The organism is Brevibacillus sp. BC25 (assembly GCF_000282075.1).
Taxonomy (GTDB): domain Bacteria; phylum Bacillota; class Bacilli; order Brevibacillales; family Brevibacillaceae; genus Brevibacillus.
The window spans coordinates 1-22,018 of the sequence record NZ_AKIX01000006.1 but is presented as its reverse complement, the minus strand read 5'-3'; the positions used below and the strand labels follow the sequence as shown (position 1 = coordinate 22,018).

The 22,018-nt window shown below is 48.9% G+C and carries 19 protein-coding genes; 9 read left to right on the top strand and 10 right to left on the bottom strand.

Features of this window, described 5'->3' with window-relative positions; genetic code table 11:
* Positions 1-10: 10 nt before the first annotated feature.
* The 7 genes from PMI05_RS00890 to nikC all read right to left on the bottom strand — a co-directional run bounded on the left by PMI05_RS00890 (position 11) and on the right by nikC (position 6,795).
* Complete coding sequence (locus tag PMI05_RS00890; RefSeq protein WP_007716060.1) at positions 11-1,339, bottom strand: transporter; 1,329 nt, start codon at positions 1,337-1,339, stop codon at positions 11-13.
* Positions 1,336-2,040: an AraC family transcriptional regulator gene (locus PMI05_RS00885; RefSeq protein WP_007716058.1), complete on the bottom strand. Its 705-nt coding sequence runs from the start codon at positions 2,038-2,040 to the stop codon at positions 1,336-1,338. Before PMI05_RS00885 ends, PMI05_RS00890 begins: the two co-directional genes overlap by 4 nt.
* A gap of 4 nt (positions 2,041-2,044) precedes the next feature.
* Complete coding sequence (locus PMI05_RS00880) at positions 2,045-2,833, bottom strand: sensor histidine kinase (RefSeq protein ID WP_007716056.1); 789 nt, start codon at positions 2,831-2,833, stop codon at positions 2,045-2,047.
* 95 nt (positions 2,834-2,928) lie between these two features.
* Complete coding sequence (locus PMI05_RS00875) at positions 2,929-3,924, bottom strand: ABC transporter ATP-binding protein (RefSeq protein WP_007716053.1); 996 nt, start codon at positions 3,922-3,924, stop codon at positions 2,929-2,931.
* 2 nt (positions 3,925-3,926) lie between these two features.
* Positions 3,927-4,949, bottom strand: a complete 1,023-nt coding sequence (locus tag PMI05_RS00870) for an ABC transporter ATP-binding protein (RefSeq protein ID WP_007716049.1) — start codon at positions 4,947-4,949, stop codon at positions 3,927-3,929.
* A gap of 12 nt (positions 4,950-4,961) precedes the next feature.
* The gene (gene nikB, locus PMI05_RS00865; protein WP_007716047.1) at positions 4,962-5,882 is read right to left on the bottom strand and encodes a nickel ABC transporter permease; all 921 of its coding nucleotides are present in this window, start codon (positions 5,880-5,882) and stop codon (positions 4,962-4,964) included.
* Between the two features lie 13 nt (positions 5,883-5,895).
* A complete protein-coding gene (gene nikC / locus PMI05_RS00860) occupies positions 5,896-6,795 on the bottom strand; it encodes a nickel transporter permease (protein ID WP_007716045.1) in 900 nt (299 codons plus the stop codon).
* A gap of 180 nt (positions 6,796-6,975) precedes the next feature.
* Between nikC and PMI05_RS00855 the strand changes: the two genes are divergently transcribed.
* The 7 genes from PMI05_RS00855 to PMI05_RS00825 all read left to right on the top strand — a co-directional run bounded on the left by PMI05_RS00855 (position 6,976) and on the right by PMI05_RS00825 (position 16,511).
* Entirely contained in the window at positions 6,976-8,211 is a 1,236-nt protein-coding gene (locus tag PMI05_RS00855) for an amidohydrolase (protein ID WP_007716042.1), read from the top strand.
* Positions 8,212-8,227: 16 nt separating this feature from the next.
* Positions 8,228-9,451, top strand: coding sequence for an amidohydrolase (locus PMI05_RS00850; protein WP_007716040.1), 1,224 nt, complete (start codon positions 8,228-8,230; stop codon positions 9,449-9,451).
* Between the two features lie 34 nt (positions 9,452-9,485).
* A complete protein-coding gene (locus PMI05_RS00845; RefSeq protein WP_007716037.1) occupies positions 9,486-10,703 on the top strand; it encodes an amidohydrolase family protein in 1,218 nt (405 codons plus the stop codon).
* A gap of 196 nt (positions 10,704-10,899) precedes the next feature.
* Positions 10,900-11,574 carry an ABC transporter ATP-binding protein gene (locus PMI05_RS00840; RefSeq protein ID WP_007716035.1) on the top strand — a complete coding sequence of 225 codons (675 nt, stop codon included), beginning with the start codon at positions 10,900-10,902 and terminating at the stop codon, positions 11,572-11,574.
* Positions 11,537-12,715: an efflux RND transporter periplasmic adaptor subunit gene (locus PMI05_RS00835; protein ID WP_007716032.1), complete on the top strand. Its 1,179-nt coding sequence runs from the start codon at positions 11,537-11,539 to the stop codon at positions 12,713-12,715. Before PMI05_RS00840 ends, PMI05_RS00835 begins: the two co-directional genes overlap by 38 nt.
* Before the next feature lie 18 nt (positions 12,716-12,733).
* Positions 12,734-15,616: an ABC transporter permease gene (locus PMI05_RS00830; protein ID WP_238543229.1), complete on the top strand. Its 2,883-nt coding sequence runs from the start codon at positions 12,734-12,736 to the stop codon at positions 15,614-15,616.
* Positions 15,617-15,620: 4 nt separating this feature from the next.
* Complete coding sequence (locus tag PMI05_RS00825; RefSeq protein WP_007716028.1) at positions 15,621-16,511, top strand: ABC transporter ATP-binding protein; 891 nt, start codon at positions 15,621-15,623, stop codon at positions 16,509-16,511.
* Between the two features lie 335 nt (positions 16,512-16,846).
* On the opposite strand, the gene PMI05_RS00820 is transcribed toward PMI05_RS00825, so the two are convergent.
* Positions 16,847-17,734, bottom strand: a complete 888-nt coding sequence (locus tag PMI05_RS00820; RefSeq protein WP_007716021.1) for a LysR family transcriptional regulator — start codon at positions 17,732-17,734, stop codon at positions 16,847-16,849.
* A gap of 112 nt (positions 17,735-17,846) precedes the next feature.
* Here PMI05_RS00820 and PMI05_RS00815 point away from each other — a divergent pair, with 112 nt between their 5' ends.
* On the top strand, positions 17,847-19,229 hold the full coding sequence (locus PMI05_RS00815) for an MFS transporter (protein WP_007716018.1): 1,383 nt from the start codon (positions 17,847-17,849) through the stop codon (positions 19,227-19,229).
* A gap of 12 nt (positions 19,230-19,241) precedes the next feature.
* Here the strand turns inward: PMI05_RS00815 and PMI05_RS00810 are convergent, their stop codons facing one another.
* On the bottom strand, positions 19,242-20,126 hold the full coding sequence (locus PMI05_RS00810) for a LysR family transcriptional regulator (RefSeq protein ID WP_007716015.1): 885 nt from the start codon (positions 20,124-20,126) through the stop codon (positions 19,242-19,244).
* A gap of 133 nt (positions 20,127-20,259) precedes the next feature.
* Between PMI05_RS00810 and PMI05_RS00805 the strand changes: the two genes are divergently transcribed.
* Complete coding sequence (locus tag PMI05_RS00805; RefSeq protein ID WP_007716012.1) at positions 20,260-21,462, top strand: MFS transporter; 1,203 nt, start codon at positions 20,260-20,262, stop codon at positions 21,460-21,462.
* Between the two features lie 69 nt (positions 21,463-21,531).
* Here PMI05_RS00805 and PMI05_RS00800 read toward each other — a convergent pair.
* On the bottom strand, positions 21,532-22,018 hold a 487-nt coding region (locus tag PMI05_RS00800), incomplete at its 5' end, for a DUF92 domain-containing protein (protein WP_007716009.1).

The following is a 22,018-nucleotide window of genomic DNA, read 5'->3' as shown; positions in this document are numbered from 1 at the left end:
TTCCTGTGGGTCAGCGAGTGTGATCCGGCGTTCGGATGTACCGTTTCCATAGCCAGGTCATGCACAAGTAGGCCGTTAAGACCAGAGCTGTACATAAGGAGGCAATCCAGATTGCCATCATCGGATCGACGTACATCCGGCTGCTATAGCCTGCGACGAATCCCAATACTGCGCTGATCAAAATGAAAGTAGGTGCCTTTCCCTTCGTCAACACGATGACGACGATAGGCAAAAATAGCGAGGCATAAATAATGCCAAAGAAGAACAGCAAATCCAGCAAGGTCGGCTGGAAGTAGATCGTCAAACCATACGAAAGCGCGCCGATGGTAATGGCAAGGATGTAGCCTAAACGGATTTTTTGCCGTTCAGAAGCGTCTGGGCGGAACAGCTGATAGACGTTGTTGACCATCAGACTGATCATGGAATGAAGACCTGCACCAAAAGCGGACATGATCGCACCAAAGGCACAGAGGACAAATAATACAAGCAATATCATCGTGTCAATCTTGCGTACGAGATCAAACAACAGCGAGTAAATATCATCAAAGCCGCCCGTAAAAAGAACGATGATGATCAGCGAGGAAAACGCCAGTGGTACGGTGGCAAAAATTAGTCCGGACACCAGAAAGGTAGGGACGATCTTTTTCTCTTCCATCATATAGAGCCGCTGCCACGATGCCTGATCGACAAACACTTGACCAAACCCAATCAACAGCCCGGTAATGATAAAAAAAAGACCCTCGTTGTTGTTGAGCACCAGAAGGTAAGGATGGTAAAGGCGCAGTCCGTTGTAGACGTGCTCGACACCTTTTCCGACGAAAAAGTAGACGGGAATCAGGATGATGGCCGCAAACGTAATAACAATTTGCACGATGGCAAAACGATGGATCGAGCGGATACCTCCGATGCCTGCAAACAGCACACAAAATCCAAAAAAACAGAGTAAGCCAAGAGGGATCGGTAAGCCAAACAAGATGTTCAGCAATACGCCCCCGGCCATTCCCTGGACGAACATCGCTTCAATCGTGGTAATCAACAGGATGATGATCATCAGCCAGTAACCAAACGGATGTAGCTTGTCCCGCATGTAATCCCCGATGGTCATCCCTTCTGATAACTCACGGCGGACTTTACGCCCAAGCAGTCCAAACATACTGAGGGCAAATGCTCCCATCAAAGCGAAGCCGATCCCGCCAAATATCCCGTATTTGACGAGTGCTTCCGGTGAACCGAAGATCGTGTTTCCGGTCACCCAGCGGGCGAGGATCGAGACGACCCCAAGCCCAATGCCGATCTTTGCTGCACCTACCACGTATTCGCGAAACGATAAGTAGGTCAAGATGCATTCCCCTTGTCCCGGTATTCTTTCGGGGTTTTCCCCACTACCTTGCGAAAAATGGTGCTGAAATAGTGTTGGCTGTTAAAGCCAGTCTGCTCGGCAACCGTGGATATGCTCCAATCAGGATGAGCGATCAGGAACTTCTTCGACATTTGAATGCGGTACTGCATTAAATACTCAGAGAACGAGACGCCTACTTCTTCATGAAAACGGCGGCTCAAATACGTCGGATTGATATGGACCTCTGCGGCCAGATCAGCCAAATTCAGCTTCTCCGCGAATTTTTGATGAATGATGTTCATCGCATCAGAAATAATTCGGGTATAAGCAGAGAGGGCAGGGCTCTTTTGATACTTTTTCAGAATGTCGACCAGCTCGCTCTCAATGACGGGCTTCGTGATGTAATCCACGACACCGAGGCGGATCGATTGCTTGGCATAATGAAAATCTTGATAAGCCGTTACAATGATGAGCTCGATGTCTTTGTGCTGGGCTCTCAGCTCTTCGCCAAGCACCAGCCCGGATTTCCCCGGAAGATTAATGTCCAGAAAGGCGAGATGAAGAGGAACCTTCTGGCTGATCGCCATGGCTTGACTACCATCTGCGGCCTTGTAGAATTTCCACAAGGGGAACATGGGCTGAATCAAATACTCGAGTTGGTCCAGCTCCAACGGTTCGTCATCCACGAGTAGTACGTTCATCTTCTCACCTCAGATCGATTTGTTCATACGTACAGGGCCACCTGACAGACACAAGAGTTCCTCCCTCAGATATCGGAACAAGCTCCAGATGTGCATGATCACCAAAACAAAGGTTGAGCCGCCTGCGGATGTTGTCCAACCCGTGACCGCTCTCCTCATGTGGCTGTTCAGTTTCGATCTCACTTTCATTCTGGAATGCTGTGAGTCCGGAAGAACCGTTGTCGATGACCGTAAGCAGGACATCGTCATCTTTTCGGCTTATGCGGATTTCTAAGGTAGCTTCGCCCATTTTTCGTTCCAATCCATGCTTAAATGCGTTTTCCACGAGCGTCTGCAAGACAAAGGGCGGAATGGATGCTTGCAAGAGATCCTCTGCACAATCTAGCTGAATACGGAGCCGATCGCCGAAACGCAGCTTTTGAATCTCCAAATATTGTTCCGTGTACGTAATTTCCCGCGCCAATGAAATCAACGGCTCTGTGGATTTGTATTTAAATTTGAGAAACTGGGAGAGGACTTCGAGCGCTCTCACCAGTTCCTTCGTTCGGTTCAATCGCGCCAGACTCAGAATGACATTTAGCGTATTAAACAAGAAGTGAGGCTGGATTTGTTGATTCAACTGATTGTAAAGCGCTTGCTGGAGCTCTTTTTCCAGCTCGATCTTTAGATTCTTGTTTTCTAACAGATCAATCCGCTTCTCGAAAATGAACAGAAACAATAAAGCAATAGCTCCTATGATAGGAGCCAAAATAAACAGCAGAATGAGCAATGTGAAACCTTCGAAGCTTATCATGAGATCCCTTCTGTATGGATAGATTTTGCAGTTACCATCATATCATGCTGCTTCGTGATCTCTTGCGTTTTTAGAAAATTTTAATCTCTCTATGACTAGACTTGGACGATGTGGCAAGCTACTTGATGTGTTTCGTGTAAAGTCGTGAGTCCGGGCATTTCTGTTTTGCAGCGATCAATCGCATACGGGCAACGCGTATGGAAGCGGCAGCCCTGCGGAGGATTGATGGGAGAAGGTACATCTCCGCGCAAAATGATTCGCTCCTGCTTTTTATTAACGTCCGGCACCGGGATCGCAGACAAGAGTGCCTGTGTGTAAGGATGCTGCGGGTTGTCGAACAGCGACTTTTTATCCGCGATCTCTACCACTTTACCGAGGTACATCACCATGACGCGATCCGAGATGTGACGAACGACGCCGAGGTCATGGGAGATAAACAAATACGTCAGCTTGAACTGTCTTTGCAACGATTTCAGGAGATTCAGCACTTGAGCCTGAATGGATACGTCGAGTGCCGATACGGCTTCGTCACAAATGATCAGCTTCGGTTGCATCGCGAGTGCACGGGCAATCCCGATCCGTTGGCGTTGTCCGCCGCTGAACTCATGCGGGAAACGGTCAATTTGATCCGGACGCAAGCCTACATAGCCGAGCAGCTCGATAATGCGCTCGCGGCGTTGATGCGCAGGTACGATATTTTGGATCGCCAACGCTTCCCCGAGAATAGCGGATACAGATTGGCGCGGGTTGAGCGAAGCAAATGGGTCCTGGAAAATGACTTGCAAATGCTTGCGCATGTCGCGCATTTGTTTCTTGGACATCGCCAGCAGATCTTGTCCCTCGAATAATACCGTTCCGCTCGTCGGTTCATCCAGACGGAGGATGGCACGACCGGTAGTGGATTTCCCACAACCGGATTCGCCTACAATACTCAGTGTTTCTCCTTCATGGATCGTGAAGCTGATGTCATCCACAGCTTTTACATGGTTGACGGTACGACCTAAAATGCCGCCTTTGATCGGGAAGTGCTGCTTGAGATTTTTAACTTCGAGCAGTGGTTTTTTCGTTGGATTCGCTTGTGTCGTCATCATGGTCATACCCCCACTTCCGTAGCAGTCTTGGTGCCGCCGTCCCACTCAGACGTATACATCCAGCAGCGTACTTTGCTTCCGTCTGCATACTCCAAGAGCTCAGGAAGCTTCGTATTGCACAGCTCTGTTGCATGCGGGCAACGTGGAGCAAATCGGCATCCAACTGGCATGTGGAACGGACTTGGAACGTTCCCTTTAATCGCTTGCAGCTCTTCCACGTCCTCATCCAGACGGGGGAGGGAGTTCATCAGCCCTACTGTATAGGGATGGCGTGGATTCGCGAACAGGTTTTGTGCAGTCGTGTACTCTACGACTTTTCCTGCGTACATGACCGCAACGCGATCGCATGTTTCAGCAACGACGCCAAGATCGTGGGTAATCATGATAATACTCATGCCCATTTCGACTTGCAGCTTTTTCATCAGCTCTAGAATCTGAGCCTGAATGGTAACGTCCAAAGCTGTCGTCGGTTCATCCGCGATCAAAATTTCCGGGCGGCAGGCGAGAGCCATCGCGATCATGACGCGTTGGCGCATACCACCAGACAATTCATGTGGCTCTTGAGTCGCGCGTTTTTCCGGGGAAGGAATACCGACCAAACGCAGCATGTCGACTGCTTTGTCCCACGCTTCTTTACGTCCCATGTTTTGGTGCAGACGCAATACCTCTGCGATTTGTTCCCCAACCGAATAAACCGGATTAAGCGAGGTCATTGGCTCTTGGAAAATCATCGAAATCTCGTTGCCGCGGATCGAGCGCATGTCTGACTCGGATTTCTTCGTCAGGTCTTGCCCTTTGAAAAGGATTTCTCCTCCTACAATTTTTCCCGGAGGGCTGGCAATCAAACGCAGGATCGAGAGGGAAGTGATACTTTTTCCACAGCCCGATTCTCCTACCAGACCTAGTGTCTCTCCTCTATTTAGAGAGAAATCAACGCCGTCCACTGCTTTACTGACGCCATCGTCTGTGAAAAAATGCGTTTGCAGATTGCGAACGTCCAGGATGATATCTTGTTGTTCCGGCATGGTGATCCCTCCTTAGTTCAGATCAATTCGTTTATTGAAGTAGCGATACAATACATCGACGAGCAGGTTCACGAACACGAATATAATGGAAGCGATCAGTACGCCGCCTTGTACGACAGGCAAATCACGCATGCGGATCGCATCGACGATCAGACGCCCCAAGCCGTTGATGGCAAATACAGATTCTACGAGAACCGTACCACCCAAAAGGAAACCGAACTGCAAGCCAACGACGGTAATAATCGGAATCAACGCATTTTTCAAAGCATGCTTGTAAATGATGACTGTTTCACGCAAGCCTTTTGCTTTCGCAGTGCGGATGTAGTCTTGACGTACGACGTCGAGCATACTGGAGCGAGTCATACGAGCAACGATGGCAGCCCCAGCGGTACCGAGTGTGATTGCTGGCAAAATCATGTGCTTCCATGTGCCCCAGCCTGCAACCGGAAAGATTTGCAGTTTGACTGAGAATGCGTACATCAAGCTCAAGCCGAGCCAAAAGCTAGGCAGGGATACACCGAGCAAGGCAATGACCATGATCGTGATATCAGCAGCAGAGTATTGCTTGGTAGCAGAAATGATACCTGCGATCATTCCGAGTACAACTGTTACAAAAATACTGGCAACGGCGAGCTCGATCGTAGCAGGCAAGCGCGCCATGATTTCATCCCATACAGGTAGATTGGAGCGAAGTGATGTACCTAGATCACCTTGGAACACGTTCATCACATATTGCGCGTATTGAACCATGATCGGTTGATCCAAGCCGAGCTGTGTACGCATATTCGCAATCGTTTCTTCAGAAGCGCCTTCACCAGCGAGCAATACCGCAGGGTCGCCAGGAACCATTTGCATGATCAAAAAGACGACCAGAATGACACCGAGCAGGACGGGAATCATCTGCAGCAGGCGACGGATAATGTAAACAAACATGTAGCATTCCCTCCTATGTTTTCATTCGTGGATCGAGAGCGTCCCTGAGGCCGTCCCCAAAGATGTTGAAGCCGAGAACAAGAGTAGCGATGGCAATACCAGGGAACATCGCCAGGTGTGGAGCGGTAAACAAGAAGTCGCGTCCGTTACTGAGCATGGCTCCCCATTCCGGCAGAGGAGGCTGTGCCCCCAAACCGAGGAACGAAAGGCCAGCGGCGGAAAGAATCGCGGTAGCTAGACGCATCGTTGCCTGTACAATAATAGGAGACAAAATGTTTGGAAAAATGTGTCTAAAGATAATCGTGAAGTCATTGGCACCGAGTGAGCGGATCGCATCAATGTACTCCAGCTTTTTCACAGTCAGGGTAGAACCGCGAACAATCCGTGCAAATACAGGGATTGAGAAAATACCAACGGCGATCATGACGTTAAAGAGACTCGGTCCTAAGGCACTCACGATTGCCAGAGATAGCAAGATTCCCGGGAATGCGAGAAGTACATCGATGATACGGGAGATCACCGTATCTACCCAACCTCCGTAGTAACCAGATAGCAATCCAAGAATAATTCCGAAAAATGCGCCAATAAATACAGCGACGAATCCGACGGACATCGAGAGCTGTGTTCCGTATAAAAGACGGCTCATTACATCCCGACCTTTGTCATCGGTACCCATCCAGTGTTCAGCAGATGGTGGCTTCAACTTGTTAACCAAGTCAATCTCATATGGATCGTAGGGAGCGATGAATGGTGCCAACAGGGCAATCGCGATGTAAAAAATCACGATACAGCCACCTACCATGGCAAGTTTGTTTTTTCGTAGTTTCCTGTAAAAAGTCCGCCATCTGCTAGGGCGTGCAGCCGCTGCTTTCGGCGGAAGAGCTTGATTGGTTGGTGCGATCTCAACCTTCATGGTGTAACCCCTCCTTTGCTTACGTCAAAGTTATCAGAAAAATGTACGAAGTAAAGGCAATTTGAACAAGTCGTAAAAATAGTGAAAATAGACGTAAAGATTGTGCAAATCAAGTCTTTCAGCTTCCTAGATAATGGGGGAGAAAGGAATGGAGAGAGACAAAGAGAGGGTGGATAATGGATGGGCGTTACCTATTGGTTGACCAATGTTCGTTTGGAGACGGGCTACCGTCGGGAAAACGGTGTCGTCACGGGGACAGAGGCATCCTTGTTTCACATTTTGGTAAAAGACGGAAAATTCGCGCGTATTGTACCAGCGACTGAGAAGCTTACAGACGGTATTTTGCAAAAGGATGCAAAAGGCTTATTGGCACTCCCATCTTTCGTAGAGAAGCATGTTCATTTGGACAAGACGCTTCAGGGAGAACCATGGCGGGCCGTCATTCCTGTGTCCAATATCATTGAACGCTGCGAAATTGAAAAGCGGACACTGCCAGGATTGCCGACAACTACACAAGAGCGTGCGGAGAATCTGTTGGAGATCCTCTTGTCCTATGGATCGACACACGTGCGTACACATGTGGACATTTACCCGGAAGTGGGAATCTCCAATTTGGAATCAGTAAAAGCAGCATTAGCAACCTACGCGGATCGAGTAACCCACGAGATCGTGGCGTTTCCGCAGCATGGCTTGTTGCGTACAGATGCAAAAGCACTCTTGCGTGAGGCATTGCGTCAAGGCGCGACTCATGTAGGTGGCGTAGACCCAGCTAATGTGGATGGCGATATAGAAGAATCCTTGCACCAAATGATGGAGCTGGCTGTAGAAGCAAACGCAGGTGTGGACTTGCATTTGCATGACCCAGGACATTTGGGAACCTACACAATGAAACGACTGGCTGCAATGACCGTAGACGCTGGCTGGCAAGGTCGCGTAGCTATCAGCCATGCGTTTGCGCTCGGAGACATCCCTGTGCCAGAAGCAGAGGAGATGGCGACGATCCTGCGGGAAGCAGGCATTACGATCATCACCAGCGTGCCATTTAGCCGCGTCATTCCACCAGTGCAGCTATTGCACCAAAATGGCGTAGACGTTGCGGTCGGCTGCGACAACATTTTTGACACATGGCAACCATATGGAAATGGCGATGTATTGGAGCGCCTCTGGCGACTGGCAGAACGCAATCGTTGGCTGGACGAGCTATCGCTGTCTCAATCGTTGCGTTTTATCACGGGTGGCAAAACGACGCTGGATGCCAACGGAACACAGCTGTGGCCTGCACAAGGTGAAGACGCTAGCCTGATCCTCGTGGATGCGACTTGCTCGGCAGAAGCGATCGCGCGCCGTGCAGATCGACACGCTGTATTCTTCAAAGGCAATCTCGCTTCTGGTCAAGTGGAAGAAGTGAACGTTTAAGAGGGGTGAAAAGCCGGTGAAATCTTCTCCTTATTGGATCGTCAACGCTCGATTGGAAGTCGGGTATGAGTGGGAAGAAGGCGTGATCAGTGGAACGCGGACAGAGCTGTGCGATTTGCTCATTGAGTATGGAAAAATCACACGCATTGTCCCTTCTAGTGAAATTTTGGAGGATGGGCTGCCTAAAAAGGACGCGAAGGGCTTACTGATCTTGCCGTCTATGGCCGAGAAGCACATTCATCTGGAAAAAACGTATTACGGCAGCCCATGGAAGGCAACAACTCCCGTAAAAAACTTGTTCGAACGCCACGCTGAGGACAGAGGGCTATTGCCGATGTATCTCAAGCAGGCTCAGACAGGAGCAGAAAATATTCTCTCGCTGCTGGTGGAAACAGGGGTTACGCATGTAAGAACGCATTGTCATGTAGACCCGCAGGTTGGTCTTGGGTTTTTGGAAGGAATGAAGAGTGCGTTTGAGACGTATGCAGACCGTGTCTCCCACGAAATCGTTGCTTTCCCGCATTATGGCATGCTACGTACACAAGCGCGCGACATGGTACGTGAGGCACTGCGTCAAGGCGCCACTCATGTAGGCGGCGTCGATCCAGGTGGAGTAGACGGCGACATCGAGCGTTCTCTGCAAACGATGCTAGAGCTGGCAGTCGAAGCAGATGCCGACATTGACATGCATTTGCATGATCCGGGGCATCTCGGCGTGTTTACGATGAAGCGCCTTGCTACTCTGACTGAAGAGGCAGGCTGGCAAGGACGTGTCACGATTAGTCACGCGATGGGATTAGGCGATGTTTCGCAGGAGGAAGCCAGAGAGATGGCGCAACGACTGGCCTCTCTTGGTATCTCCATTGCATCGACAGTGCCGATCAATCGCCCGACCATTCCGATTCCGTTGCTGCATCAAGAAGGCGTAGCGGTCATGCTTGGCAATGATAGCTTGACAGACAATTGGACACCCTTTGGCAGCGGAGACTTGTTGGAAAAAGCAGGACGACTGGCTGAACGCTTCCGCTTGACGGATGAAAGATCGTTAGGCGTAGCACTCGGCTTCGTGACAGAAGGGCGGATCACTCTCGATGAAACCGGGAATCGCCTGTGGCCATTGGCTGGAGATGAGGCGAGCCTGATGGCGGTCGAAGCGACGAGTTCAGCAGAAGCTGTTGCGAGACGTGCGAAGCGCAAGGTCGTTCTTTTCCAAGGCAACCGGGTAGCGGGTGAGTGGTAGTACTACTTTTAAATAGAAAGGATGTCATGGATAGATGTCTACAGCCTATTGGATTACCAACGTCCGCTTGGAGAGCGGATACCGCAAAGAAAATGACAAGGTGGTTGCTACAGATACTGAAGTGGCGCATCTATTAATAGAAGACGGACGAATTTCACAGATCGTGAGTGGAGCTGCTCCACAAACCGAGCTGCCAACGAAGGATGCCAGCGGTCTATTGGCACTGCCGTCATTTAGGGATATGCACATCCACATCGATAAAACGTACTATGGCGGCCCTTGGAAAGCCGTGACACCAGTGAAAAACATCTTGGGTCGACTGGAAGAAGAGAGCCAGCTCATGCCGAAGCTGTTGCCAACAGCACAAGAGCGCGCAGAAAAAATGCTGGAATTGCTGCTGTCCGCAGGCTCCACTCATATTCGTTCCCATTGTAATATCGATCCGTACATCGGACTTAAAAACCTGGAAGCGACTATGGCAGCACTGGAGACCTTTAGCGGCAGATTGCAGTGCGAGGTCGTTGCCTTCCCGCAGCAAGGTCTTCTGCGAAGCAACCAAGTGGAGAACATCCGCCAAGCCTTGAAAATGGGCGCGACTTACGTTGGTGGTGTAGACCCGGCGACAGTGGATCAAAACATCGAGAAATCGCTCGCTACCATTTTTGAGCTGGCAGTCGAAGCGAATGCACCAATCGACGTTCATTTGCATGACCCAGATCATCTCGGGGTGTTTACATTCAAGCGTTTGGCAAAAATGACCGAAGAAGCAGGGTGGCAAGGTCGCGTTACCATTAGCCATGCCAACTCTCTTGCTGACATCAGCTTGGAAGAAGCAGGTGACGTAGCTGAAATGCTCGCTGGCTTGGGCATTTCGATCACTTCCACTGTACCAGTGAACAGAGGAACAATTCCGATCCCATTGCTGCATGAGAAAGGCGTTTCGGTTTCTCTCGGAGACGACAGTATTACCGATCACTGGTCGCCATTTGGACAAGGCGACAGCTTGGAAAAAGCAGGTCGCTTGGCAGAGCGCTTCCGCATGCAGGATGAGCGTTCCCTGTCCCAAGCACTGGGCTTCATTACAGGCGGGAAAACGCCGCTGGATAAAGAGGGCAACCGCATGTGGCCGAATGTTGGCGAAGAGGCAGATATCGTGTTCGTTCATGCATCCTCGGCAGCAGAAGCAGTTGCACGCCGTGCGAAGCGTCAAGCAGTGATGTTCCGCGGGAATGTCGTTTCTGGGGCTTTGTAAAATCGAAAATGAAATAAGAAAAAGGCAGAACCACAGGGTTTTGCCTTTTTTCTTTTTGTAAGTGGCAATAGTGGCCAAAACGCGGTATTTATTTTCGTTTATATTAGTTTATTCCAATTTTACTAAACAATAGTTTTTGTTTGAGTTACTATTAACAAAACTTGCATTTTTCAGATATATTTTCGGGGGTGTCATTTTGTTGTTCATTGCAGAGACAAAAAATGTAGAACGCACGTTTGGTAGAGGGACAACTGCCGTCAGAGCTCTTGCGGGCGTAAAAATGCGCGTAGAATCAGGACGATTGCTCGTACTGAAAGGCAGATCAGGATCAGGAAAAACGACTCTATTAAACCTTTTGGGTGGTCTCGATCGTCCGACGGTAGGAAGCGTGTACTTTCAGGGACGAGAAATCGGCCAGCTATCGGATCATGAGCGAACGAGGATCAGGCGAAAGAATATGGGCTTTATTTTCCAGTCGTTTGGCTTGCTTCCGCTGATGTCAGCCGCTGAAAACGTCGAGTTTGGACTCCGGCTGTCAGGGGTACCTGCTGCCGAATGGAGGGAGCGTGTTCGCGAATCGCTCGATATCGTTGGGCTGTCCAAACGGGCGCATCATCGGCCGTTTGAAATGTCCGGTGGAGAACAGCAACGCTGTGCGATTGCCAGAGCAGTTGCGAACAGGCCGACACTACTATTGGCGGATGAGCCAACAGCTGAGCTGGATAGTAAAACGGGTCAGCAAATTAGCCGTTTGTTTCGCCAACTGGTCGATGAAGGTGCTATGAGCATTGTCATGACGACACATGATCCTGGTGTAATGGAGGTGGCGGACGATGTCTATGAATTGGAGGACGGTCGTATCAAGGAATAGCAAAATAAAATGGGCGTGCTTGAGCGTTTTCCTTTTGTTGACGGGCTGTTCCCTATTCCCTAAGGAAGAGGAGGTTCTGGCTCCGCCATTAGTGGAGCCGTCGCCTATCAAATACGAGGTGGCAGAAGTTTTACAAGGGACGATAGTAAAAAGTGTGAAAGGAAACGCCTCCTTCACGACCGTGAAAACGGCGGAGCTCTCTTTCCCAGAGCCGAAGGGACTGCGGCTGAAGATGTTCTCTGTCCAAGGCGGCGATCAGGTGAAAAAAGGACAGGTACTTGCTGAACTGGATGCGGCTGAAATGGAGAGGGAGATCGAATCGGCCCGGTATGAAGTGGAGAAGGCAAAGCTGGAGCTGCTTGAAGCTCAGCAGGATAATCACTACGAAGTCGAATCCGCCAAGCTGGACGTTTTGAAGGCAGAGATGTACGCCAAGGTAAACGAGACCAAGCTAGCCAAGATCGAATTGGAAAAGACTCAGCTAGACTTGGCGAAATTGCAGGATCCCAAGAAGCGGCAGTACGTGGTGGAGCGTGCCAGGCTAAACGTGAAGCAAAAAGAGATGGACCTGAAGAACCTGCAACAGCGTTGGAACGAGACCAAGCTGATCTCGCCCTTTGATGGCATCGTGCTTTTTACAAGCAACGAGCAGGTGGGAGATGAGGTGGAAGCGCATCAAAAGTTGGTAACGATAGGCGACCCGAACAAGCTGTTCGTGGTGTATACCGCTCACGAGAAAGAGGCGCTGCAAGATGTTAGGGAAGGGATGAAAGTAATTCTCTCGGGAAAAGACGGCGAAAAAGGCGAGGGGACAGTTGTTCAGACGCCCCTGCATGTCCCTTCCAATTTACCAGAGGATTTGACGAAGCTGTATCAGAGAAGTCTACTCATTACACCGAAAATCGCTCCCAAGGGCTTGGAGATCGGGACAGGAGTCAGTATTGAAGTGATTGTGGACAAGCAGGATCAGACGCTTTTTATACCGAGAAAAGCACTTCATGAATTATCAGGTAGGAAGTACGTTCGGGTGCTCAACGGGAATAGCAAGAAGGAAGTGGACGTAGAGACCGGTATCATGACCCAGACGGAGGTTGAGATTCGCAAAGGTCTTTCGGCAGGCCAACTGGTTATTTTGGAATAGGGGGACAATTTCGTGGCGATGCTGCAAATGATCTTGCGGAAAATGATGAATAACCGCTGGCTGGTCGGCAGTCTGTTGATCGGGCTGATCGTCGCTGTCGGATTGGTATCGAGTATACCCGCATTCACGTCAGGGGTACTCCAACGCATGTTGACCAAGGATATGGAGGAATACCAGAAGAATGTGAAGCGTTTCCCCGGTGGCTTGCTAATCGCGGTCAATCAAAACAAACTGGGAAAGAATGGGGCGGTTCTTGTAGACGAAATGACCGCTCATTTGCAAAACGAAGTAATCGCTAAACTGGATGTCCCGGTGTATGCAGAAGTGACAGTTTTGCGGACCATTCCGTTTAATGCCATTCAGGAAAACATACAATCGAAGAGCCCGCTCAGTTCCGACAGTTCGCGGATCTATTCGCTGAGCGGACTTGCGCAGCATATGACGCTTGTTGACGGTCGCCTGCCTGCTGCAACCCCCGTCGATGGCGTGTACGAAGCACTGGTAACGGAAAAAGCGTTAAAGGACCGCAGGATGGTGCTAGGTAGCTTGTATGAGCTGACCACGAACCAGGTAGAAGGACTCAAGGTGCGAATCAAGCCGGTCGGTGTTTTCAAGGAAAAAGAGGGGAACGATCCTTATTGGTTTGCTTCGACCAGTGAATACTCCAGTGGCTTCGTATTGGATGAACGGCTTTTTCGGAGTGTGTTTTTGGAAGAGAAAAATCTGGTCATTTCAACCCAAATGTATACGGCTCTTCACTACCAATCATTTCGGATCAGTGATACAGAGAAGCTGAATTCATTGGTGGCCGGAATCGAAGGGAAGCTGCAACAGCATGGATTGAAAAAAGCGGAGATCAACGTTCAGTTTCCGGCGGCTAGTCTCGTGGGCAAGTACAATGAGCAAGAGAAGCAATTCAAAACCATTCTCTGGTCGCTCTACATCCCCATTTTCATTATGCTGGGCCTTTATCTCGTGATGGTTTCGGGATTAATTGTGGAAAGGCAACGAACGGAAATCGCTGTGTTGGGCAGCAGGGGAGCCAGCAGAATGCAGATTTTTTCTATTTATTTCATGGAGATCGCCATTTTGGGGTTATGCGCTTTTCTGATCGGTCCATTTGTGGGGATACAGCTTAGCAAGATACTCGGCGTCTCGAATGGATTTCTCGAATTCGTCGATCGCAAAGGTTTGGATGTCACCATTAGTCGCGAAGTTTTCGTGTATGCTGCGTGGATGGTGCTTGCCTGTATCACACTCGTTTTGATTTCTGTGTTTCTGGCAACCAGGCAAAATATCGTCACGCACAAGCAAAACATGGCGAGAATGAGTGGACGAGCGATTTGGCATCGGTTGTTTCTCGATGTATTGCTGCTTGCGGTCTCGTGGTATGGATGGTATTCCTATCAAAACGCTGCTGAAACCGCAGCAAAAACGAGCGAAGGAGCCTCGGCCATCTCGATCGATTTCCTTCTCTTTTTTGTGCCCGTTCTGTTTTCGCTCGGTCTTGGCCTGCTGCTTCTCCGTTTGTATCCGTGGCTCCTGCGTCTGATGTCTTGGGCAGGACGTTCCTTCTTCCCGCTTTCTCTGCATACCACGCTGGTTCAGGTAGGGAGAGCTCCACGGCAGTATCATTTTCTCATGCTGTTTGTGACGATTACGGTTGCAGTAGGAATGTTTAGTGCAAGCATGGCACGGACGATCAATCAAAATGCAGAGGAGAGGATCCGTTACCTAATCGGTGCGGATATTCGTTTGAAGGCAGAGTGGCAGAGCGACAAACCGGAAGTAACGGTCTATCGGGGAGCAAAGAATGCGGAAGAAGGTGAGGGTGCAGAAGTGGAACAAGCGCCTGCAGCTCCTCCCGTTCAGTATGTAGAGCCGGATTTCGAAGTGTACAGTCGACTGCCTGAGGTTGAGCATGCAACAAAAGTCTTTGTGAACGGCCTGGCGGAGGCTTCTTTTCAGGGCGATCCTGTGAAAGACATCACCTTGATGGGGATCGACCCCAAAGAGTTTGCAAAGACCGCTTGGATGAAGTCTGACTTGCTGCCGCATCACTTCCACGATTATTTGAATTTGATAGCAAAAGAACCGCGTGCCCTATTGTTGTCTCGCAGCCTCGCTGACAAACTGCACGTGGTGGAGGGACAAACCATCCTGCTCGGTTGGGGAGATTCTCGCAGGGTTGAAATGATTGTGTATGCCATCGTGGATTACTGGCCGGGCTGGAATCCTACGTCTGTAAAAAGCACATACGGAAGCAGAATGGAAGAACAGTATTTAGCAGTCGCCAATCTCCCGTTCGTACAAGACAAGATTCGTCTGGAGCCGTATGAGGTTTGGATCAAAATGAAAGAGGGCTCGTCTTCTGAATCGCTTTACAAGGGTCTGTCACAAGAGGGAGTCAAGCTCGCCATGCTGAATAATGCCAGACAGCAAGTCATCCAGATGAAAAACAACGCATTTTATTTGGGGCTGAACGGATCGCTGACGCTCGGATTCCTGCTTTCCATGCTGGTCACCTTTATCGGCTACGTGATGTACTGGGTGCTTACACTGGGAGCCAGAAAATTGCAATACGGCGTGTTCCGTGCGATGGGAATGTCATTCAAACAGCTTCTTGCCATCCTCGCGTGGGAGCAGCTCTTGACGTTTGGCGTCGCTTTTGCGATGGGAATGACAGCGGGCAAGCTGGCAAATAGCCTGTTTTTACCTGCACTCAGTCTCTATTTGCATGCCGATAAGCAAGTTCCTCCCTTTACCGTCATTTCGATGCCGCAAGATGAACAAATCATTTATACGTTCATTGCTGTGACGCTCGTTATCGGAATCGGGGTCGTCGGTATTCTGCTGTCACGGATGCAGATCCATCAAGCCGTAAAGCTGGGGGAGGACTAATCAGATGATCGTATGCGAAAATTTGGTTAAAATCTACAAGGCGAATGATCTGGAAGTGGTGGCGCTGCAAGGGTTGGATTTGCGTGTAGAGGCTGGAGAGCTGATGGGGATCATCGGGAATAGCGGCAGCGGCAAATCAACACTTCTGAACATGCTGGGAGGGCTGGATCGTCCCTCGGCAGGAAAACTTTCCGTCGCGGGAGCTGATTTATTTCGATTGACAACTTCCGAGCTGGTTCAGTATCGCTTGCAGACCGTAGGCTTTGTCTGGCAGAACAACGCCCGCAATCTGATCCCTTATCTATCTGCTCTGCAAAATGTGGAGATGCCAATGCTTTTGCGGGGAAAGCGAAAAAGGGAGCGGGCCCACGAGTTGTTGGAACTGGTGGGGCTGGGCCACCGAAAAAAGAACAAGCTGAGCGAACTTTCTGGAGGGGAGCAACAGCGGGTAGCCATCGCGATCGCGTTGGCGAACGAGCCCAAGCTTCTTTTGGCAGATGAGCCGACTGGCAGTGTAGACACTCGAACGGCAGCTATCATTCTCGATTTGTTTCAAGAGCTGAACCGTTCGTTCGGGCTAACGGTCGTCATCGTCACTCATGACTTGGAGCTGGCGCGCAAAGTGGATCGCGTCGTAGCAATTAGGGATGGGAAAACGTCCAGCGAGTTGTTGCGGCGAAAAGGAGGAACGGAAGAAAACACTTCCGAGTCTTCGGATGAGTCAGCTAACGAGGACACTCATGAGGAATTGGCGGTGCTTGATCAAGTGGGGAGGCTGCAGATCCCAATGGAGTACCTCCAGGCGATTCAGGCGGACGGCAAGCTCCGAATCGAGCTGGAAAAAGATCGCATCATCCTGACGACGCCTGTATCCTCTATCAAAACAGACACGTGAATGTGACGTGTCTGTTTTTTTTGTTCATTTTCCTGCACCTAAAATGCATGGCACCAGCATAAAGGATCATTTCCCCCACAATGAGGGCAACAACCTCCTGTATAGCGAAGTCGAATTTGATCTGAATGTAGCACACCATAGTCGGTAATCGGTTCGACGCCCGGGATTGGTTCGTCAGGGATCTCGCGCACTTTCATGTCCGACCACTTTCCACTCCAGGAACATATCCTGCACTTTAATCTCTCAGCTGTAGGGTGCAACGCATTCTCGATGACGACCATACATTCTTGACTGTTGGTATTACAAGTAGGACAATCGTGAAGTTTCATGATTTATCACCTCTCAAGTTTGCATACATCCCTAAAATAATCGACAACAACCTCACGGAATTCTTGAGCAGCTCGCGAAATGTACCGACTCCTGTGCCATAATAATGCGATTTCCCGTACCAATTCGTGATTCTCTACTCGGAGATACTTGATTTGTTCACGAGAATTTCTTGCTGTGCTTGGTATGAAGGCTATGCCAATTTCTGCTTCCACCAGCTGGATTAGCCTTGCAGGTTCATCTCCCTCATACACATATGTAGGTGCGAATCCAGCTGACTGGCATATAGCGTCTACGAAATCGCGTGTACCGTACCCTTTCTTTACGCCGACAAACGATTCATCCTTCAGCTCTGTCAAAGATACGATACTTCGGTCTGCTAGTCGATGTCCCATTGGAACAGCTACGAGGATAGGGTCAATGAAGACGATTTGGCATTCAATGTCATCGTCTTGGATAGGAGGGGAGGACAAGCCAAAATCGACTTCGCCTCTATGAAGAAGCGTAACCATTTCCTGGGTGGTCAGCATTTGTACATGAAATTGGATATCGGGCCGCTTTTTCCGAAACTCTCGAAGGATATTGGGTAGCGTGCTTGCAGTAGTCACCGCCAATTCAAGTGTGCCATGTTCCGGGTTGGACAAATCGCTAAGCTCCAGCTTCCCCTGTTCTAATTCAAATAAAGCTCTTTCCACACGGCAAAGGAATTTGCTTCCGAATTCATTCAGACGTAGCTTTCTCCCTTTTCGATCAAATAGCGGGACTCCCAGATCCTCCTCTAATCGTTGAATCGTTTTGCTTAGAGACGATTGGGTCACATGCAGACTTCGTGCAGCTTCGGTCACATGCTCCATACGAGCTACGGTAAGAAAGTATTGCAGTTGAAGAAGTTCCATTTAGCTCCTCCATTCATTCCTTTCAATCAATGAAATCATAACATGAAATGCGTTGGAGTAAATGTTTGGTTTCCAGTACGATATCATCAAAACGCTTTAAGGAGGGCTGGAAATGGGGGCTCACAACAGGTGGTTGATGATTTCCGTTGGACTAGGGATATTGTTGAACCCATTAAATTCTTCGATGATTTCTGTAGCGATTGCAAGGCTGCAAAGTGTGTACAGTCTTGATTTCACGGTTGTTTCGTGGATTATTTTCTCGTTCTACATTGCGAGTGCGATCACTCAACCTGTCATGGGAAAGGCAAGTGATTTGTTCGGCCGCAGGAAGATATTTCTTACCGGGCTTGTCGTATCTTTCGTTACCTCGTTATTGGCTCCATTATCACCAAGCTTTGGGTGGCTCATTGTGTTCCGAATTGTGCAATCGATCGGAACAAGCATGATGGTTGCGGTTGGAATGGCCATTGTACGAATTCATATTACGGAGAAACAAGCAACTGCGCTTTCCGTACTGTCCATATTCCTATCCGGAGCAGCAGCGATTGGACCTTTTATTGGCGGGGTATTGATTCATTATTGGGATTGGTCTGCTATCTTTCTCATTAATATTCCGTTCGTGGTGGCGAGCTTGCTGTTAGCCTGGAGAATGATTCCAAAGGATGAATCGGCAGCATCTGTTACACATAACATGTCCTTTCGAAAATGGTTAGAGTTGATTGATGCAACAGGAATCGTGCTCTTCGCAGTCGGTCTGGTTGCACTGCTCGTTGGATTGCTTTCAGCAAAATCATCGGGGCATGTCTCATGGTGGCATATCATGGTTGGAGGGATCGGCCTCGTTACACTGGGGGCTTTCGTACGACATGAGTTAAAAACGACGTCTCCGTTTATTCCTTTCCGGACATTCGCCAAGTACCCTGCGATGACGTGGGTCAATATTGAATTCATGCTCGTTAACGTCCTTTTTTATTCGCTCTTTTTCGGGCTTCCGTCCTACTTGCAAATGGTTCGTCATGTCAGCGAGTTTCATACAGGAATGCTCATGCTCAGCTTAGGTTTATGCTCACTCATTGTGTCTCCACTAGCAGGACGGTGGATTGATCAATCAGGACCTCGGCCGGCATTGTTCACATCCGCCATGCTTATGACATTTGGGTCATTGTGGCTGGTGACGTTAAAGCAAGATTCACATGTGATCAGTGTGTGTGTGGCGTTAGCGGCATTCGGTATTAGCAACGGGTTAAACAATGTCGGAATGCAAGCAGCCTTGTTCAAAAGTTCTCCAAAAGAAATCATCGGTGTAGCATCCGGATTATTTCAAACATCCAGATACCTGGGAACCATTCTCTCTTCATTATTAATCGGCATTGTAATGGGAGATAAGTTTAGCGCCGAGGGTTTGCAAGTGCTTGGCATTATCCTCACGACAATCGCGTTGTCTTTGGTACTCATGAGTTGGCGACGGGAATCAAGGCAATGGGGAGAGTCGTAGTTTCACCCATCCCTATTCAAAATCGCAGGCATGGTTCATAACAAATTGTTTAAATTTTTCAGTGGCAGGTGATAAATATCTCCCTTCTACCCAAGCAATTCCAATAGTTCGTTGGCACTTCGGACTTTTGACAGGGATTTGTGTGATCTTACTCTGGTCCGTTCCCTTTAAATTGGGCAAAAGGGAGATTCCCAGTCCAGCAGCGACCAGTCCTGCAACGGTATCTGCTTCTTCTCCTTCAAATGTAATGGGAGGTTTAATTCCCGCTACTTGAAACAATTGCTCAACGGTGATGCGAAGGGAGTACCCTTGTTTTAAATGGATAAATGATTCATCTGCAATCTCTTCCAAAGTAATCGAGGTGCGATTTGCATACTTGTGGTCTTTGGGGACAATCACAAAAAGTTCTTCATTCCAAAGCGGCTTCCATACAAAGGGAGATTTCATATCCATAGGAGCAAGTAGACAAAGATCAAATTCTCCTCCTTGCAACTGATTCATAAGCGTATGGGAGGGACCTTGTCCGAGTCGAAAATGAATGCTTGGGTAGTGGGAGCGAAAAGAAGCCAGTAAATCAGGGATACGACTGGTACTTAACGTGTGCAGAAACCCAAGAGACACTTCTCCCTTATCTGGATCAAGTAAATCCATGATTTCTTGTTTTCCTTCATGAAATTCCTTCATCATATTTTCGACTCGCTTTAAAAAGAGATGACCATATTTATTGAGCCGAATCGAACGTCCTTGACGGTCAAACAAGGGGACGCCTATTTCATCCTCAAATCGGGCAATCGAACGACTAAGGGCAGACTGGGAAATTGAGAGAGCTTCGGCAGCATGTGTCACGTGTTGGATTCTTGCCAGGGTTTGAAAATATTCGAACTGTTGCCATTCCATTCGAAAGCACCACCTTCTGTTCGGATTTTTCATTACATAAATGCATGGAAAACATGATTATAATGAATTATACATCATAGATAAATGGTGATACCATGAAACCATAATCATCCTGAAATGATATGGTGATCACATGATACAACAAGGCACGCCACTCTTCCGCAAAACCAGCTTTGCTTTCTTTGCCGCTGGTTTCAATACGTTTGCTATTCTTTACTGCGTACAGCCATTGATGCCAGAATTTTCGAAAGAATTTTCGGTTAGTCCAACGACAGCAAGCCTTTCCCTTTCCATTACAACGATGGTTCTTGCCGTCAGTATGCTCATTTTTGGGTCGCTGTCAGAAGTATGGGGACGCAAGCCAATCATGATCGTTTCCATGCTCGCTTCGTCTGTGTTTTGTATTCTCACAGCATTCAGTTCGGATTTTCATGTTCTCCTGGTATTGCGAACGATTGAAGGAATTTCATTGGCGGGTTTACCCTCCATCGCAATGGCCTATCTTGGAGAAGAAATCGAATCCAAAAGTCTGGGAGCGGCTATGGGTCTCTATATATGCGGCAATTCAATTGGGGCTGTGTTTGGCCGGGTTTTCTCAGGAATGATGAGTGACTACTTCGGCTGGCAGATCGCAATAGGGGGGATTGGTCTCATCAGTTTGGCTGCCACACTTATTTTTTGGAACACCTTACCACCCTCACAAAATTTCAAAGCACGCCCATTCGTAATGAGAAAGTTAGGTCTGTCTTTAATGGACCATCTAAAGGTTCCAAGTCTCATTTGTTTATTTGTCATCGGCTTTATACTTCTAGGAAGTAATGTAGCGTTGTTCAATTACATCGCTTATGTATTGCTCGAAAAGCCCTATTCGCTCAGCCCAACATATATAAGTTGGACATTTTTAATTATGATCATCGGAATGTTCAGCTCTGTCTGGACAGGAAAATTAGTAGATCGTCACGGTAAGCAAAGGCTGTTATTCACAAGCTTATTCCTTGCATTGATCGGTGTCTGTTTGACGTGGGAAGCGAATCTCATGATGAAGATAGCAGGACTTGGATTTTTTACGTTTGGATTTTTTGGAGCGCATGCCGTAGCAAGCAGTTGGGTAGGACAGCTTGCTTTACAGAACAAAGCACAAGCCTCTTCTTTGTACTTGTTTTTCTACTATACGGGTTCAAGTGTAGGAGGAACACTCGGAGGATTGTTTTGGTCCGCATATGGATGGGGAGGCGTCATCAGCATGAATGTCGGCTTTCTCCTAATTGGCTTCATCCTTTGGGCGTACGTCTCAAAAATGGTACAGAACACGAAGAAAGTGACGAAAATAGCCTAGACTTGTGCCCCAAAATAAAGAAACGGAAAAACTCAGTATCGTTTGGTGATACGAAGTCTTTCCGTTTCTTTATAGGTCAAACGATAAGCCGATTGCTAGCGCCAATAAGACGGCGAAAGCACCACCTGCAAGCGAGCCAGCGACATTGACGGCATCGTTGTTCCAACCAGCACGACCGCGGATTCGTACGGCTGGCTTGCCACAGTGAAGAGCCTGCTCGATTTCACGACCGCAAGCGCCGCAACGGTACATTTGCTGCCATGTCGCACCGATCCACGAATCAACCAGTGACCCTACGAGGCCCGCCAGTCCTGCTATCCCGATCCAAGCTGCCAGTCTAAAGGCAGATGTGATCACATCCGGCGCGGGTTGACCGGGTATCGCAAGCAGCAACCACGCTACACCGCCGATAAATAGTCCACCTGCAAGCGAAGCACCCATGCCCAGGCTAGAAACGCCGCCGGAAGTGCCGGGCGGAACACGCTGACCCGTCTTGATCGATCTCGGAGGCTTCCGGCTCAAGCCACCGATTTCTGTCGCCCATGTATCGGCTGGG